We start from the raw sequence: 15,436 nt of genomic DNA, 5'->3' as shown, positions 1-15,436 counted from the left end.
GGGTAGAGCCTTGGGCGGAGCTTCTGGAGGTGCGCATGGAAGACGCCGCGCCGCGGCTGGCCGCTCTTGCCGAGACCCTGCTGGGCGCCCCCTTACCCGTCCGCGTCCGCGCGTGGGACGGCACAGAGGCGGGGCCGCCCACCGGCCCCGTGCTCGTCTTCCGCCATCGCCGCGCGCTGCGCCGCATCCTGTGGAAGCCGGGCGAACTGGGGCTGGCCAGGGCCTGGGTGGCCGGCGAGCTGACGGTCGAGGGGGACCTGTTCGAGCTGCTCGACCGGGTGGCGGGCCTGCTCTGGGCGCGCGGCCCGGGCCGGCGTGCGCACTCCGCGGGCCCGAAGGCCGCCCGGGCCCGGCTCGCGGGCGGCCTCGCACTGCTGCGCGATCCGCGCTCACGGGCCGCCGTACGGGACCTGCTGCGGCTCGCGCGGCCGTGGCCCGCGCCGACGCCGCCGCCCGAGGAGGCCGTCCGCCGCGGCGGCCCCCCGCACTCCAAGGGCCGCGACCGCGCGGCCGTCAGCCACCACTACGACGTCGGCAACGCGTTCTACGGCCACGTCCTCGGCCCCTCCATGGTGTACTCCTGCGCCTACTGGAGCCCCGGCGCGACCCTGGAGGACGCCCAGCGCGACAAGCTCGACCTCGTCTGCAGGAAGCTCGGCCTGGCTCCGGGGGAGCGGCTCCTGGACGTCGGCTGCGGCTGGGGCTCCATGGCCCTGCACGCGGCCCGCGAGTACGGCGCCCGGGTCACCGGCATCACGCTCTCCGTCGAGCAGGCCGCGTACGCCCGCAAGCGCGTCGCGGAAGAGGGCCTGGCCGATCTGGTCGAGATCCGGGTGCAGGACTACCGGGACGTCATGGACGGCCCGTACGACGCCATTTCGTCGATCGGCATGGCCGAGCACGTCGGCGCCGACCGCTACCGCGAGTACGCCCGCACCCTGCACGCCCTGCTGGGCCCGGCCGGCCGGCTGCTGAACCACCAGATCGCCCGGCCCCCCGAGCCGGACGAGGAGGCGTACCGGGTCGACGAGTTCATCGACGCCTACGTCTTCCCCGACGGGGAGCTCTCCCCGCTCGGCACCACCGTCGGCGAGCTGGAGCGGGCCGGCTTCGAGGTCCGCGACGTGGAGGCGCTGCGCGAGCACTACGCGCTCACCCTGCGGGCCTGGGTGGCCCGGCTGGAGGCGAACCGGGACGAGGCCGTACGCCTCACCTCGGCCGGGCGCGCCAGGGTCTGGCTGCTGTACATGGCGGCCTCGGCGCTCGGCTTCGAGCACGGCCGGCTCGGGGTCAACCAGGTCCTCGCCGTCAAACCCGCGCCGGGCGGCGACTCGGGACTGCCGCTGCGCCTGCGCACCTGGGGCGCGTAGGACCCGTACGGGACAACGGGAAGGGCCCCGGGGCGTGTTGCCCCGGGGCCCTTCCGTGTCCCTTGAGTGCCGCGCCGCGTGCGGCGGCGTACCGCCGGGCTACTCGGTCTTGATGGCGGTCAGCATGTTCAGCCGGGCCGCGCTGCGGGCGGGCCACATGGCGGCCAGGACTCCCACCACGCCGGCGAGCAGCAGGAAGATGCCGATCCGGTCGTACGGGATGACCAGCTCGTAGCCCTCGATGGACTTGCTGAAGGTGGTGCCGACGGCCCAGGCGAGGAAGACGCCGACGCTGATGCCGAGGATCGCGCCGAACAGCGAGATGACCACGGCTTCCAGGCGGATCATGTTCTTGACCCGGCTGCGGTCGAGACCGATCGCCCGCAGCATGCCGATCTCCTGCTTGCGCTCGAAGACGGACATCGCGAGGGTGTTGACGACGCCCAGCACCGAGATGATCAGGGCCATGCCGAGCAGGCCGTACATGATGTTCAGCGCCAGGTTGACGATGCCGCCCATCTCGTTGCGCATGTCCTGCTGGGTCGCGATGCCGATCGCCGGGTTGTTGCCGAGCGCGTCCAGGATGGCCTTCTCGCCGGCCTTGGACTCGCCGCCGGTGGCGTTGACGTACACCTCGGGGATGTAGGGGTCGTCGGTGTGCGCGGCGAGGATCTTGTCGTCGAGGACGTACGGGGAGAGCAGGCCGCCCAGGTCCTTGTAGACCGCGCCGACCTTGAGCGTGCCCTTCTGGCCGTCGTCGTACATGACGTCGAACGTCGAGCCGACCGAGAGGTGGGCCTTCGTCGCGGTCTTGTCCGCGACGGCGACGTCGCCCTTGCCCAGGCTGCTCAGCGAGCCGCTGAGGACGTCGACGTTGAGCATCTCGGCGATGGCGGCCGGGTTGACGCCCGACGCCGAGTGGAATTCGTCGCCGATCTTCAGCGAGGAGGCGGTCTGCGGGGAGACGGCCTTGATGCCGGGGGCCTTCGTCAGGGCCTCGGCGACCGACTTGTCCAGGCTGCCCATGCCGCCGTTCATGGAGATCTTGTAGTCGGCCTTGATCTTGTCCGTGCTCATCCGGTCCACGGCCTTGCCCATGGTGATGCCGACGACCGAGAGCGCGGTGACCAGGGTCAGGCCGATGGCCAGCGAGGCGGCCGTGACGGCCGTACGGCGCGGGTTGCGCAGGGCGTTCTGCGCGGCCAGCTTGCCGGGCACCCCGAAGATCTTCTGCAGCGGCGGCCGCAGGGCCGAGATGACCGGCCGCGACAGCAGCGGCAGCAGCACGATCAGGCCGAGGAGCAGGAAGAACGCGCCGCCGCCGATGACCATCCGGCCGTCGCTGCCCATGGACACGCCCAGCATGACCAGGCCGACGCCGAGCAGGCCGAGGAGGCTGCCGATGACGTTGCGCACGACGAGGGACTTCGCGGTGGCCGGCAGGTGGGCGCTGCCCATGGCCGCGACGGGGGCGATCCGGCCGGTGCGCCAGGCGGGCAGCAGCGCGGCGAGGACGGTGACGAGGACGCCGATGACCAGGGCCGCGACGATCGTGCCCGGCGCGATCACCAGGTCGCCGGCCGGGATCTTGGCGCCGAGGGAGTCCATCAGGGAGCGCATGCCGACCGCGAGGCCGATGCCGGTGGCGAGCCCGATCGCGGCGGAGGTGATGCCCACGACCAGGGCCTCGGCGAGCACCGAGCGCATGACCTGACCGCGGTTGGCGCCGACGGCGCGCAGCAGGGCCAGCTCCTTGGTGCGCTGGGTGACCAGCATGGTGAACGTGTTGTAGATCAGGAAGACGCCGACGAAGAGCGCGATGAAGGCGAACATCAGCAGCATGGTGCTCATGCCGCTCATCCCCTCCTCGATCCCCTTGGCCTCGTCCTTGGCGAGCTGGGCGCCGGTCTGGGCCTGGGTGTTCTTGCCGTCGAGCTGCGGCTTGATCTCGGCGAGCAGCTGGTCGGCGGTGGTGCCGGCCTTGGCGCTGACGGAGAGCTCCTGGTAGAAGCCGGGCTTCAGGTACAGCTGCTGCGCGACGGCGGTGTCGAACAGCACCAGGCTGCCGCCCGCGTTGACCGAGCCGTCCTCGGTGGTGAAGACGCCGGCGAGGGCGTACTCCTTGACCGGGCCGTTGGTGGCGACGCGGACCTTGTCGCCGACCTTGTACCCACCCTTGGACGCGGTCTCCTTGTCGAGGGCGATCTCGCCGTCCTTGGCCGGGCCGGTGCCTTCGGTGAAGGTGTACCGGGGGTCCTTGCCGTCCTTGACGGGGACGAAGTTGGAGCCCTTGTTGGACCAGCCCTGGCCGATCAGCTTGCCGTTCTCGTCGCCGACGCCGGCGAAGCCGGTGACCCGGCCGCTCACGGCGTCGACGCCCTTGACGGCCTTGACCTTGTCGAGGGTCTGCTGGCTGATGCCGGGGTCGCCCTCCTTCTGGCCGTTGTCGTCGCGGCTCTGGCCGTAGGAGGTGACGGAGACCGCGACGCCTTCGTAGCTCTTCGCGGACTGGCCGCGCAGGGATGCGCCGAGGGTGTCGGTGAAGACGAGGGTGCCGGAGACGAAAGCGACGCCGAGGACGACGGCGAGCACCGTCATCAACAGCCTGGCCTTGTGCGCGAGGACGTTGCGCAGGGCGGTACGGAACATGGTGGAGGAGTCCAGGGAGTCGAGGGTCAGCGGAGGCGGGGCCGGGCGGGAAAGCCTCAGCTGGTGCGGCCCTTGGCGTCGAAGGCCTTCATGCGGTCGAGCACGCCGTCGGCGCTCGGGCTGGTCATCTCGTCGACGATGCGGCCGTCGGCGAGGAAGATGACGCGGTCCGCGTAGGAGGCGGCGACCGGGTCGTGGGTGACCATGACGACGGTCTGGCCGAGCTCGCGCACCGAGTTGCGCAGGAAGCCGAGGACCTCGGCGCCGGAGCGGGAGTCGAGGTTGCCGGTGGGCTCGTCGCCGAAGATGATCTCGGGGCGGGAGGCCAGGGCGCGGGCCACGGCCACGCGCTGCTGCTGGCCGCCGGAGAGCTGCGTGGGGCGGTGGGACAGGCGGTCGGAGAGGCCGACCATCTGGATCACGGTGTCCAGCCACTGCTTGTCGGGCTTGCGGCCGGCGATGTCCATGGGGAGCGTGATGTTCTCCAGGGCCGTCAGCGTCGGCAGCAGGTTGAAGGCCTGGAAGATGAAGCCGATCTTGTCCCGGCGCAGCTGCGTGAGCTGCTTGTCCTTCAGGGTCCCCAGCTCGGTCTCGCCGATGCGCACGGAGCCGGCGGAGAAGGTGTCCAGGCCGGCGACGCAGTGCATCAGCGTGGACTTGCCGGAGCCGGAGGGGCCCATGATCGCGGTGAACTGCCCCTGGCCGAAGTCGACGGAGACGTTGTCGAGCGCGACCACCTGGGTCTCGCCCTGGCCGTACACCTTGGAGAGCTGCGTGGCGCGTGCGGCCACGGCCTGGGTGGTGTGCTGCGGGGCGTAGTTCATGGCGGTCACGGAGGGACTCCTGTCGAGCGGGTGCTGCGGTGGGGCGGGACACGTCAATCCTCGCCGCGGCCACCCCCGCTCCGGATCAGCCGGTGTGCCCGTTCCACGGCCCACTCGAGACTGACCGGAGGGGTACCCGCCTCCTCCTTTGGTATGACACGGCCCCTGAGGCGGTACGGGGCCGCCCGAGGGGCGTCCGGGGCCGCCCGCGGAGGCGGGGGTGGCCCGGGGTGGCGTGGAGGGTGGCGGCGGGGTGGCGCGAGCCATCGAAATCCCGTCATTCCCGTGGCACCGGTGATCGCCGCCCGTACCGGGGCCGACCGTGCTTTCTCGGGCCTGACGGCCCATCAAGCGCCAATAAAATCAGACAACATCGGATTGACGGCCGTCTGGCGCTGAGGGCGTTCCGGATAGGCTCGGCGCAGCGTTCAAGGCTTTTCTGCACGGGAGTCGCCAGCCTGCCCGGATGGTGGAATGCAGACACGGCGAGCTTAAACCTCGCTGACCTTCGGGTCGTGCCGGTTCAAGTCCGGCTCCGGGCACTCTCGCGACTCTTGTGCGACTTCGCAGGGGAATCTCCTCATTCATCCTCTGCGCTTTGCCATGCCTTCTCCTAAGATCCTCCTTCAGCAGTAGCGTGCTTCCTTTGCTAACGCATTACTCTTGATGCAAGGCCGCGCACGGTGGCCATGGAGGAGTGAGATGAGGAGCAGTAACCCGGTCTTCTCGCGACGGGGGTTCAGCCGCGACAACGGTGGCTACGCGGGCTTCGGCACGCAGCAGCACCAGCAGGCCGGGACCGCCGCCAACCCGTACGCGACGAACCCTTATGCGACCGACCCGTCCACGGGTATGCCGCAGGCGCCGGCGCGCACCAACGCGATGACGATCGACGACGTCGTGAGCCGTACGGCCATGACGCTCGGCACCGTCGTCCTGACGGCCGTCATCTCCTGGCTCACGCTGCCGGTCGACCCGGCCAACATCAACAAGTCGTACGGCATCGCCGTCGGCGCGGCGCTCGTCGCGTTCGTCTTCGCGATGATCCAGTCCTTCAAGCGCAAGCCGGTCCCGGCGCTGATCCTGGCCTACGCGGCATTCGAGGGCGTCTTCCTCGGCGTCATCAGCTCGGCCACCAGCACCTACATCGGCGAGGGCGTGGTCATCCAGGCCGTCCTGGGCACCATGTGCGTCTTCGCCGGCGTGCTGTTCGCCTACAAGATGCGCTGGATCCGCGTGACCCGCCGCTTCTACGGCTTCGTGATGGCCGCGGCCATGGGCTTCGTCCTGCTCATGGTCGTCAACCTGCTGTTCTCGATGTTCGGCGGCGGCGACGGCCTCGGCTTCCGCAGCGGCGGCCTCGGCATCGTCTTCGGCATCATCGGCATCATCCTCGGCGCCTGCTTCCTCGCCCTCGACTTCAAGCAGGTCGAGGACGGCGTGACGTACGGCGCCCCGCGCGAGGAGTCCTGGCTGGCGGCCTTCGGCCTCACCATGACCCTGGTGTGGATCTACCTGGAGATGCTGCGCCTGCTGTCGATCCTCAAGGGCGACTAGCACGGCCGGCACGGCCGCCGTCCGGTAGGGCGACGAGCACGGCGAAGGTCCCGCGAGCGCACTGCTCGCGGGACCTTCGCGTGTCTGGGAGGGCTACGGGGGTCGGGGGATTCGGAAGGGGTGCGGCAGGGGCTCAGCCGAGTCTGCGGGCGGCCCTGCGCAGGTCGTACTCGTGGATGATCGCCTTGGCCTGGCCGTACGACAGCTCGTGCGCGCCGAGGAGCCAGCTGACCTTCTCCTCGAACCGGACGAGGGAGGGCCCGTCGTCCACGGCGCGGAGCCAGTCGGAGACCTCACGACCGGTGCTCTGGGGGATTCTGTCGATCATGTTGCGGTGTGTCTGCTCGGAGAACTCTACGGACATGGGCGCCTCCGGAGGTATCGCCGTGCTGTTCTCTTCACGCCACCGTGCCGGAGAGTTCGCCCGTTGGCAATGGCGCCCGGGCGGCGCGTAAGGTCGGCCGGGTGCTTGATACTTCGCCCCTGACCGCTGCCGTGGAACGTTTCGCCGACCGGCTGCGGGCCGCGCCGCAGAGCCGTCTGCAGCGCGGAGCGGCCGCCGAGGCGCTGGAGCTGGCCCGGGAGCTCGCCGCGCGGGCACAGCGGCTGGAGGACCCCGCGGGGGCGGCTCCGGCGCGCCGGATGCCCGACGCGGGGGTGTTCGTCGTCGGGGACCAGGTGACGGTGGCCGGGCAGGACCTCGCCGAGGCGCTGCGCGGCGTACCCGAGGGGGACGGCACGACGGCCCCGTCCGAGTTGCTGGACGAGGCCGTGCGGCTGGTGGAGCAGGCGGAAGTCAGAGCGATGCGATGACGCGGTCCGCGAGGATGTAGACGTTGCTGTCGGGGTCCTCGGAGTCGCCGCAGGAGAAGGTCAGCGCGTAGGCGCCGGAGATGCCCGAGCCGCCCAGCAGGACCGGCGCGGTCCCCGAGCGCAGGGCCTCGGCGAGGCGCTCCGCGGTCTCCCGGTGGCCCGGGGTCATGCACAGCGTGGTGCCGTCCGTGAAGACGTACACGTCCAGGGTGCCCAGCGGGCCGGGGCGGACGTCCGCGAGGGCCGTACGGGCCTGTGCGAGCTCCTCCAGGCGGCTGACCGTGCGCTCGTGGTCGGCGCCGGGGTGCGAGGCCTGGGCCGGTACGAAGTCGGGGTGCGAGGGGTGGCGCCGGCGGGCGGCGGCCAGCTCGGCCGAATCCTCGGGGTACGCCGGGTATTCGTCGAGCTCGTCGCCGAGCACCGGCTCCAGCCCGACCATGTCGGCCTGCCGGGGCAGGAAGACCGGGCTGTCCTCGCCGCCGAGGCCGGGCAGGCCGCCCAGCAGGGAGGGGGCGTCGGCGGCGTCGCGGGCCTCCTGGGCGGCCCAGAAGGCCCGCGCCTCGGCGAGCTCGCGCTCGCGCTCCTCGGCGAGGGCCTCGGCGACGGCGGCTCGTATCTCCGCGGCCGGGGAATCCACGGCGCTGCGGGCGTGCGGGACGGTCGCGGCGCGGGGGTGGGCCGATACGACCAGCTCACCGCGCAGGGCCGTGACCTGCTTGCGCAGGCCGTGGACGGCGTGCAGCGCAGCAGCGCCCACGGCCGTGGCAGCGGCCGTGGTCAGCAGCAGGGCAAGAGACATGGCGCTCACTGACTAACTCCTGATGTGATTCGATCCCCCGACTTCCTACATCAGAGTGTCCTGACCTGGGAATGGCGTGCAGTGCATTACGTCACGAATTGGACAGGTCTTTCGTCCCGGCGGGCCCCTCCACATGCTGCCTGACCTGCGGATATGCCGATCCCCCAGGAGATAGGTCACATCCTGGGGGAGATTCGGTCACAGGTCGGCCGCGACGGGATTGGAATCGGTGTCAGTACGCCGCAAGGGATCCACCCGGATCCCTTGCGGCGACTGGCCCCCGCACCAGCTCAAACGCTCCTCTTCCCTGGTCGCGCCGATCTTCGCCACCGCTGCGGGCAGGTGCCGCCCCTCGTTCCTCGGGACGACCCCCACCCTGCGCCACGGCTCAGCTCAGGCGCTCGATGACCATGGCCATGCCCTGGCCGCCGCCCACGCACATCGTCTCCAGGCCGAACTGCTTGTCGTGGAACTGCAGGCTGTTGATCAGCGTGCCGGTGATGCGCGCACCGGTCATCCCGAAGGGGTGACCCACCGCGATGGCCCCGCCGTTGACGTTCAGCTTCTCCAGCGGGATCCCCAGGTCCCGGTAGGACGGGATGACCTGGGCGGCGAAGGCCTCGTTGATCTCGAACAGGTCGATGTCTCCGACGGTCAGGCCCGCCCGCTTCAGCGCCTGCTTCGACGCCTCGACCGGGCCCAGGCCCATGATCTCGGGGGACAGGCCGGTGACGCCGGTGGAGACGATCCGGGCCAGCGGGGTCAGGCCCAGCTCCCGCGCCTTGGTGTCGCTCATGATGACCAGCGCCGCGGCGCCGTCGTTGAGCGGGCAGCAGTTGGCGGCCGTGACCAGGCCGTCGGGGCGGAAGACGGGCTTGAGGCCCTGGACGCCCTCCAGGGTGACGCCGGCGCGCGGGCCGTCGTCGGTGGAGACGACCGTGCCGTCCGGGGTGGTGACCGGGGTGATCTCGCGGGCCCAGAAGCCGTTCTTGACGGCTTCCTCGGCCAGGTTCTGCGAGCGGACGCCGAACTCGTCCATGTCCTGGCGGGTCACGCCCTTGAGACGGGCCAGGTTCTCGGCGGTCTGCCCCATGGAGATGTACGCGTCGGGGATCAGGCCGTCCTCGCGCGGGTCGTGCCAGGACGCGCCCTCGCTCTGCGCGACCGCGGCCGTACGGGCCTCCGCGTCGCCGAAGAGCGGGTTGTGGGTGTCCGGCAGGCCGTCGGAGGAGCCCTTCACGGAGCGGGAGACCATCTCGACGCCCGCGGAGATGAAGACGTCGCCCTCGCCCGCCTTGATGGCGTGCAGCGCCATGCGGGAGGTCTGGAGCGAGGAGGAGCAGTAACGGGTGATCGTGGCGCCGGGCAGGTAGTCCATGCCCATCTGCACGGCCACGATGCGGGCGAGGTTGTGGCCCTGCTCGCCGCCCGGCAGGCCGCAGCCGAGCATCAGGTCGTCGATCTCGCGCGGGTCCAGCTCGGGGACCTGGGCGAGGGCGGCCTGGATGATCGTGGCGGTCAGGTCGTCCGGGCGGACGTCCTTGAGGGACCCCTTGAAGGCGCGCCCGATCGGGGAGCGGGCGGTGGAAACGATGACGGCTTCGGGCATCGGGGCTCCAAGGGGGTGGTGAGTTGCGGCTCGTACCGGGACCGCATGCGAAGTTACCGCCCCGTACGGTCCAGGTCACGGCCCCTGTCATGTGATGCGGACCGCACTCGGCGATCAGGGCACCGGCGTGTCCGGGGCCTCGGCCCCGGCGTGGGCCGGGTCCGGGTCCGTGCCCGGCACCCGCCGGCGGCGGCGGTGCTTGAGGAGCACCCAGGGGCCGCGGGCCGCGGTGACCTCCGTACCGGCCTGGCCCGCGGCGGCGGAGGCGGCCTTGGCCACCGGGAGCATGTCCTCGTTGCGGGAGACGTCCAGCCGGTCGGACTCCGGCCACAGCGACAGGGCGGCGCACAGGGTGGGCAGGACGGCCATCGCCGCGGTCGCGTAGCCCTCCGCGGAGGGGTGGTAGGAGTCCGGGCCGAACATCTCGCGCGGGTTGGCGGCGAACTCGGGGCCCAGCAGGTCCCCCATCGAGACCGTACGGGCGCCCAGCGCGACCACCCCTATGGTCTGGGCGGCGGCCAGCTGGCGCGAGACCCGGCGGGCCAGCCAGCGCAGCGGCTGGTACACCGGCTCGATGGTGCCGAGGTCCGGGCAGGTCGCGACCACGACCTCGGAGCCGGCGAGCCGCAGCCGGCGTACGGCCGAGGTCAGCAGCCGCACCGACTGGGTCGGCGGCATCCGGCGGGTCACGTCATTGGCGCCGATCATGATCACGCAGACGTCCGGGGGCGGCTCGTCCCCGTCGAGCAGCAGGCCCGCCTGCCGGTCCAGGTCGTCCGACATGGCACCGGACAGCGCGACGTTGCGCAGCTGCACCGGCCGCTCGGCCACGGCGGCCAGCCCCGACGCGAGCAGGGCTCCCGGGGTCTGTCTGGCTCTTCGTACGCCGAGGCCCGCGGCCGTGGAGTCGCCCAGCATGCCCAGGCGCAGCGGGCCCGGACTCAGCTCGGGGCCGCCGAACTCGCTCCCGTACAGGCCGTCCGCGCGCGGCGGATCGGGCAGTCCGGTGCCGACCGTCCGCTTCGCGAACTGCATCTCCGCCAGTACCAGTCCCACCGCGGCGGCCCCGACCAGCCCGAGCCCGCCGCCGCCGTACGCCGCACCCGCCGCGATCCGGCGGGCCGTCCTCGCCCTGGACACCCTTCGAGCCACCTCGCTTTCCTGCCGGCCCCGTGACCTACCTGCCCCGTACTGCCGGTCGGCCAATCTCTTTCCGCATACTCTGGCCGGACCTCCCGGAGAACCCGTGGAGTCCCCTCCTTGGAGAACATGGTGCAATTCCACGACTCGATGATCAGCCTCGTCGGCAACACCCCGCTGGTGAAGCTCAACCGTGTGACCGAAGGCCTGCAGGCCACCGTCCTTGCGAAGGTCGAGTACTTCAACCCGGGCGGGTCCGTGAAGGACCGGATCGCCGTCCGGATGATCGAGGCCGCCGAGCAGAGCGGAGCCCTCAAGCCCGGTGGCACCATCGTGGAGCCGACCAGCGGCAACACCGGTGTAGGACTCGCCATCGTGGCCCAGCAGAAGGGCTACAAGTGCATCTTCGTCTGCCCTGACAAGGTGTCCATGGACAAGATCAACGTGATGCGCGCGTACGGCGCCGAGGTCGTGGTCTGCCCGACCGCCGTCGACCCCGAGCACCCGGACTCGTACTACAACGTGTCCGACCGCCTCGTGCGCGAGACGCCGGGAGCCTGGAAGCCGGACCAGTACAGCAACGCGAACAACCCCCGTTCGCACTACGAGACCACCGGTCCCGAGCTGTGGGAGCAGACGGACGGGAAGATCACCCACTTCGTCGCGGGCGTCGGCACGGGCGGCACCATCTCCGGCACCGGCGGGTACCTGAAGGAGGTGTCCGGCGGCAAGGTCAAGGTCATCGGCGCCGACCCCGAGGGCTCGGTGTACTCCGGCGGCTCGGGCCGCCCGTACCTGGTCGAGGGCGTCGGCGAGGACTTCTGGCCGACCGCCTACGACCGCAACGTGACCGACGAGATCATCGCGGTGTCCGACAAGGACTCCTTCCAGATGACCCGCCGCCTCGCCAAGGAGGAGGGCCTGCTGGTCGGCGGCTCCTGCGGCATGGCGGTCGTCGCCGCGCTGAAGGCGGCCGAGGGCCTGGGCCCGGACGACGTGGTCGTCGTCCTGCTGCCGGACAGCGGCCGCGGCTACCTCAGCAAGATCTTCAGCGACGAGTGGATGGCCGGTCACGGCTTCCTGGAGGAGGCGGGCCCCTCCGCGCGCATCGGCGAGGTGCTGAACGACAAGGAGGGCGGCATCCCCTCCCTCGTGCACATGCACCCCGAGGAGACCGTCGGCGAGGCCATCGAGGTCCTGCGCGAGTACGGCGTCTCGCAGATGCCGATCGTCAAGCCGGGCGCCGGCCACCCCGACGTGATGGCTGCCGAGGTCATCGGCTCGGTCGTGGAGAAGGAGCTGCTGGCGGCGCTGTTCGCCAAGCAGGCCTCGCTGGGCGACCCGCTGGAGAAGCACATGAGCGCGCCGCTGCCGCAGGTCGGCTCGGGCGAGCCGGTTTCCGAGCTGATGGCCGTGCTGGGCGAGGCGGACGCGGCGATCGTGCTGGTCGAGGGCAAGCCGACCGGTGTGGTGAGCCGTCAGGACCTGCTGGCGTTCCTCGCCAAGGGCGCCAAGTAGTCGTTACGGGACCGCGTGCGTCCGTCGCGCAAACGGTACGGGCCCGTCACGTGACGGCAGCACCCGCTTAACACGGCTCCGGCACAGTGGTGGTTGTCGGCAGGGAAGCCCGGGAAACCGGGACCCGGCCGGCGCCACCAACGACGTCGGCGCGACTCCGGAGCGGCTCCCGGACAGCGTCTGACGTCACGGACGCGCGGACGGCCCTGACCCGGCCCGTGTCCTTCGCGGGGACCGCCGTCGTCCCGCCCCCGGGCAACCGGGGTGCGGCGGTCCCCGCGCTGTCCGTTTGCCGCGCCGGAGGCGTCAGTCCTGCGGGTCGCGGCCCCGGCGGCCGAGGCTCTTCCTGGCGTGGATGAAGTTCACGCCGAGGATCCCCGCCCACGTCACGAGCAGGCCGCTCAGGTGCGCCTGGGCCGCGCCGATGGCGGAGAGCGGGATCGCCAGGACCAGCGTGATGATGGCGAAACCGAAGCGTTCGCCGAAGGTGCCGTCCGACGGGTCGGGGCGACCGGAGCCGCCGCGGGCGGCGAGCAGGCGGTCCTCCGCCAGCCGGCGCCGGAGCTGGGTGTCGACCTTCTCGACGAAGGAGTCCACCAGAGCGGACTCGTACTCCGGCCCCAGTTCCCGCCGGGCGTCCAGCGCGGCGTCGAGTTCCTTCTTCAGCTCTTGAGACTCCATCCCGCCAGCGTAGGAAGCCGTCGGCGCACCGGCACTGGGGCTAGCCCCCGTCTCGCGGAACGGTCCGCGGCTTGCCGTCCTGCATAACCGCATGCAGAGTGCTGGGTGACTGAATAATCACCTGGACTGAGGGGGCGGGATGGGCGAGAACCCGGCCGCGCGGTTGCAGAAGCTGTTCGAGGGGCACCGGCTGACGCCGACCCAGCGGCGCATCGCGCACTGCATGGTGCGCGGCGCGGCGGAGGTGCCCTTCCTGTCGAGCGTGGAGCTCGCCGAGCTGGCCGGCGTGAGCCAGCCCTCGGTGACCCGCTTCGCGGTGGCCCTCGGCTTCGACGGCTACCCGGCGCTGCGCCGGCACCTGCGCGAGGTGGCGCCCGCCGAGCGGGTCGGCGCCGTGCGGGAGGACGCGTACAACGAGTACCAGCAGGCCGTCCAGGGGGAGATCGAGAACCTGCGGCAGCTGGCGACCCTGCTCGCCGACCCCGCCCCCGTGCAGGAGGCGGGCCGGCTGCTCGCCGCGTCGGCTCCGCTGCCGGTGCTCGGCCTGCGGGCGGCGTCCTCGCAGGCGCGAGGGTTCGCGTACTTCGCCGCCAAGGTGCACCCGGACGTGCGGCTCCTCGACGAGGGCGGCTCGATGCTCGCCGACCGGATCGACGCCGCCGTGGCCGCGGGAGCCTCGGCGCTGCTGTGCTTCGCGCTGCCGCGGCACCCCAAGGAGGTGTCGGAGGCCCTGGAGCACGGGCGCGCGGCCGGGCTGACCGTCGTGACGGTCGCCGACTCGGCGTTCGCGCCCGTGGCCCCGTACTCGGATCTGCTGATCCCGGCGCCGGTGGGCACCGGCCTGGCCTTCGACACGGCGTGCGCGCCGATGCTGCTGGGGCGGGTGCTGCTGGAGGCGATGGCGGACGCGCTGCCGGACGCGCAGGCGCGGCTGGAGGCCTTCGACGCGGGGGCCGCTGCGCGGGGCCTGTTCGTGGAGTGACCCCGCGGCGCCCCGCGACGGCACCCGGGGCTCCGCCCCAGACCCCGCGCCTCAAACGCCGGCGGGGCTGGATTTTGGCCGGTGCCGCCTGAAAATCAGCCCCGCCGCCAGTCAGAGGAGCGCGTCGCGGAGGGCGGCGCCCGCTTCGGCGGCGATCGCGGAGAGGGGCTGCGCCTCGCGGGCCAGGGTGAAGTGGACCTGACCGCCCGGGGTGAGGGTGAAGCCGTGCACCGCCGGGCGGGGCAGGCTGTTGTAGCCGTAGTGCGCGGTGAAGAAGTACGCACCCGTGTCCGGGACGGCGATCACGTCACCGGGGGCGAGGGGCGGGAGCTCCCGCCCCGCGGCCAGCAGATCCCCCGCGAAGCAGGCCGGCCCCGCGATGTCCTGCGCGACGGGCGCCCCCGTCTTCGGGGCGCCCTTCGCGTCGTACGCCAGGATCCGCACCGGCCACGCCGCCGGCGCGTACACGGTACGGGTCGCCAGCTGGACCCCCGCGTGCGTGAGCACGATCGGCCGCGCCCCGGAGGTCTTGGTGTACTCGACCCGGGACAGCACCAGCCCGTGCTTGGCCAGCAGGGACCGGCCGAACTCCGTCACCAGGCCGTAGCGGCCGGCGAACAGGCCCGGGACGGCCTCCCGCAGGGCCGCGACGTACTGCGCGTACGTCGGGGTCTCGGCGTCCGAGGCGAAGTTCACCGGCAGCCCCCCGCCGATGTCGAGGGTGTCGACCTGCCGCCGCCCGGCCGCCGCGTTGATCTCCTCGGCCAGGGCGTGCAGTTCCCGCACTCCCTGCGCGATCAGCGGCAGCGGCACGCCCTGGGAGCCCGAGTGGGTGTGCAGCCGGGTGAGCCACGGCCGGTCCAGGTACGCCCGTACGAGCCACTCGCGCGCTCCCGGGTCGCGCAGGGCGGTGCCGAACTTCGACGTCGCGGTGGCGGTGGACAGCGCGCCGATCGTGCCCGCGCCGGTCTGCGGGTTGATCCGCATCCCCAGCGGTGAGGCCGTCGGCCCCGCGCCCACCAGCGCGTCGAGCCGTTCCAGCTCCTGCGGGTTGTCGGCGTTGACGGCGATGCCCAGCGCCAGGGCCTCGCGCAGCTCGGCCGGGGTCTTGGCGGGGGAGTCCAGCACGGTCCGCCCGGGCGCGACGCCCGCCGCGCGGGCCAGCGCCAGCTCGCCGGGGCTGGCCACCTCGCAGCCGATCCCGGCGTCGGCGAGCAGCCGGAGCACCGGGACGAGCGGGGCGGCCTTGACCGCGAAGGCGTGCAGCACGGGCGTCCCGGCCGGCAGCGCGGCGGCGAAGGCTTCGGTCAGCGCGGCGGCCGAGGCGCGGATTCCGGCCACGTCCAGCAGGCACGCCAGGGGCTCGGCGTCCGGCGCCCCGCCCACGAGCCCCTGCTCGACCGCGGCCCGTACGGCCAGGTCCCGCCGGGTGGCGGGGTCGTGCGCGGGCGTACCCGCAGGGGTCTCGGCAGCCATGCCCGCCATCCCATCATC

13 protein-coding genes and 1 tRNA gene are annotated in these 15,436 nt (G+C 72.0%); 6 read left to right on the top strand and 8 right to left on the bottom strand.

Going from position 1 to position 15,436, the window contains the following annotated elements; all coding sequences use genetic code 11:
• The first annotated feature begins 35 nt into the window (after positions 1-35).
• Entirely contained in the window at positions 36-1,370 is a 1,335-nt protein-coding gene (locus ACFWBF_RS03510; protein ID WP_385594479.1) for a class I SAM-dependent methyltransferase, read from the top strand.
• 99 nt (positions 1,371-1,469) lie between these two features.
• Here the strand turns inward: ACFWBF_RS03510 and ACFWBF_RS03505 are convergent, their stop codons facing one another.
• Positions 1,470-4,019, bottom strand: coding sequence for an ABC transporter permease (locus tag ACFWBF_RS03505; RefSeq protein ID WP_385594476.1), 2,550 nt, complete (start codon positions 4,017-4,019; stop codon positions 1,470-1,472).
• A gap of 56 nt (positions 4,020-4,075) precedes the next feature.
• The gene (locus tag ACFWBF_RS03500) at positions 4,076-4,843 is read right to left on the bottom strand and encodes an ABC transporter ATP-binding protein (RefSeq protein WP_385594752.1); all 768 of its coding nucleotides are present in this window, start codon (positions 4,841-4,843) and stop codon (positions 4,076-4,078) included.
• Positions 4,844-5,303: 460 nt separating this feature from the next.
• Here ACFWBF_RS03500 and ACFWBF_RS03495 point away from each other — a divergent pair.
• Positions 5,304-5,385 (top strand) — tRNA-Leu (locus tag ACFWBF_RS03495).
• 160 nt (positions 5,386-5,545) lie between these two features.
• The gene (locus ACFWBF_RS03490; RefSeq protein WP_385594474.1) at positions 5,546-6,400 is read left to right on the top strand and encodes a Bax inhibitor-1/YccA family protein; all 855 of its coding nucleotides are present in this window, start codon (positions 5,546-5,548) and stop codon (positions 6,398-6,400) included.
• 133 nt (positions 6,401-6,533) lie between these two features.
• Here ACFWBF_RS03490 and ACFWBF_RS03485 read toward each other — a convergent pair whose 3' ends face one another.
• Positions 6,534-6,764, bottom strand: coding sequence for a DUF4287 domain-containing protein (locus ACFWBF_RS03485; RefSeq protein ID WP_365916646.1), 231 nt, complete (start codon positions 6,762-6,764; stop codon positions 6,534-6,536).
• A gap of 101 nt (positions 6,765-6,865) precedes the next feature.
• Here ACFWBF_RS03485 and ACFWBF_RS03480 point away from each other — a divergent pair, with 101 nt between their 5' ends.
• The gene (locus ACFWBF_RS03480) at positions 6,866-7,213 is read left to right on the top strand and encodes a hypothetical protein (protein WP_385594471.1); all 348 of its coding nucleotides are present in this window, start codon (positions 6,866-6,868) and stop codon (positions 7,211-7,213) included.
• Here ACFWBF_RS03480 and ACFWBF_RS03475 read toward each other — a convergent pair.
• The 3 genes from ACFWBF_RS03475 to ACFWBF_RS03465 form a co-directional block, all read right to left on the bottom strand.
• On the bottom strand, positions 7,197-8,012 hold the full coding sequence (locus ACFWBF_RS03475; protein WP_385594749.1) for a hypothetical protein: 816 nt from the start codon (positions 8,010-8,012) through the stop codon (positions 7,197-7,199). The two genes, ACFWBF_RS03480 and ACFWBF_RS03475, sit on opposite strands and share 17 nt — an antisense overlap.
• Before the next feature lie 388 nt (positions 8,013-8,400).
• Positions 8,401-9,621 (bottom strand): acetyl-CoA C-acetyltransferase, encoded by a 1,221-nt coding sequence (locus ACFWBF_RS03470; RefSeq protein ID WP_385594468.1) that lies wholly within the window; start codon positions 9,619-9,621, stop codon positions 8,401-8,403.
• A gap of 114 nt (positions 9,622-9,735) precedes the next feature.
• Positions 9,736-10,773, bottom strand: coding sequence for an SGNH/GDSL hydrolase family protein (locus tag ACFWBF_RS03465; protein WP_385594464.1), 1,038 nt, complete (start codon positions 10,771-10,773; stop codon positions 9,736-9,738).
• Between the two features lie 120 nt (positions 10,774-10,893).
• On the opposite strand from ACFWBF_RS03465, the gene ACFWBF_RS03460 reads away from it, so the two are divergent.
• Positions 10,894-12,279 carry a cystathionine beta-synthase gene (locus ACFWBF_RS03460; RefSeq protein ID WP_385594746.1) on the top strand — a complete coding sequence of 462 codons (1,386 nt, stop codon included), beginning with the start codon at positions 10,894-10,896 and terminating at the stop codon, positions 12,277-12,279.
• Between the two features lie 306 nt (positions 12,280-12,585).
• Here ACFWBF_RS03460 and ACFWBF_RS03455 read toward each other — a convergent pair whose 3' ends face one another.
• A complete protein-coding gene (locus ACFWBF_RS03455) occupies positions 12,586-12,960 on the bottom strand; it encodes a hypothetical protein (protein ID WP_385594461.1) in 375 nt (124 codons plus the stop codon).
• Positions 12,961-13,099: 139 nt separating this feature from the next.
• On the opposite strand from ACFWBF_RS03455, the gene ACFWBF_RS03450 reads away from it, so the two are divergent.
• A complete protein-coding gene (locus tag ACFWBF_RS03450) occupies positions 13,100-13,942 on the top strand; it encodes a MurR/RpiR family transcriptional regulator (protein ID WP_385594458.1) in 843 nt (280 codons plus the stop codon).
• 111 nt (positions 13,943-14,053) lie between these two features.
• On the opposite strand, the gene ACFWBF_RS03445 is transcribed toward ACFWBF_RS03450, so the two are convergent.
• Positions 14,054-15,418 (bottom strand): diaminopimelate decarboxylase, encoded by a 1,365-nt coding sequence (locus ACFWBF_RS03445; protein WP_385594455.1) that lies wholly within the window; start codon positions 15,416-15,418, stop codon positions 14,054-14,056.
• Between the last annotated feature and the right edge of the window lie 18 nt (positions 15,419-15,436).

Source organism: Streptomyces sp. NPDC060028, from assembly GCF_042736725.1.
Lineage (GTDB): Bacteria > Actinomycetota > Actinomycetes > Streptomycetales > Streptomycetaceae > Streptomyces.
Note: the sequence above shows the minus strand (reverse complement) of the source record. Positions and strands in the feature narration are given on the sequence as shown.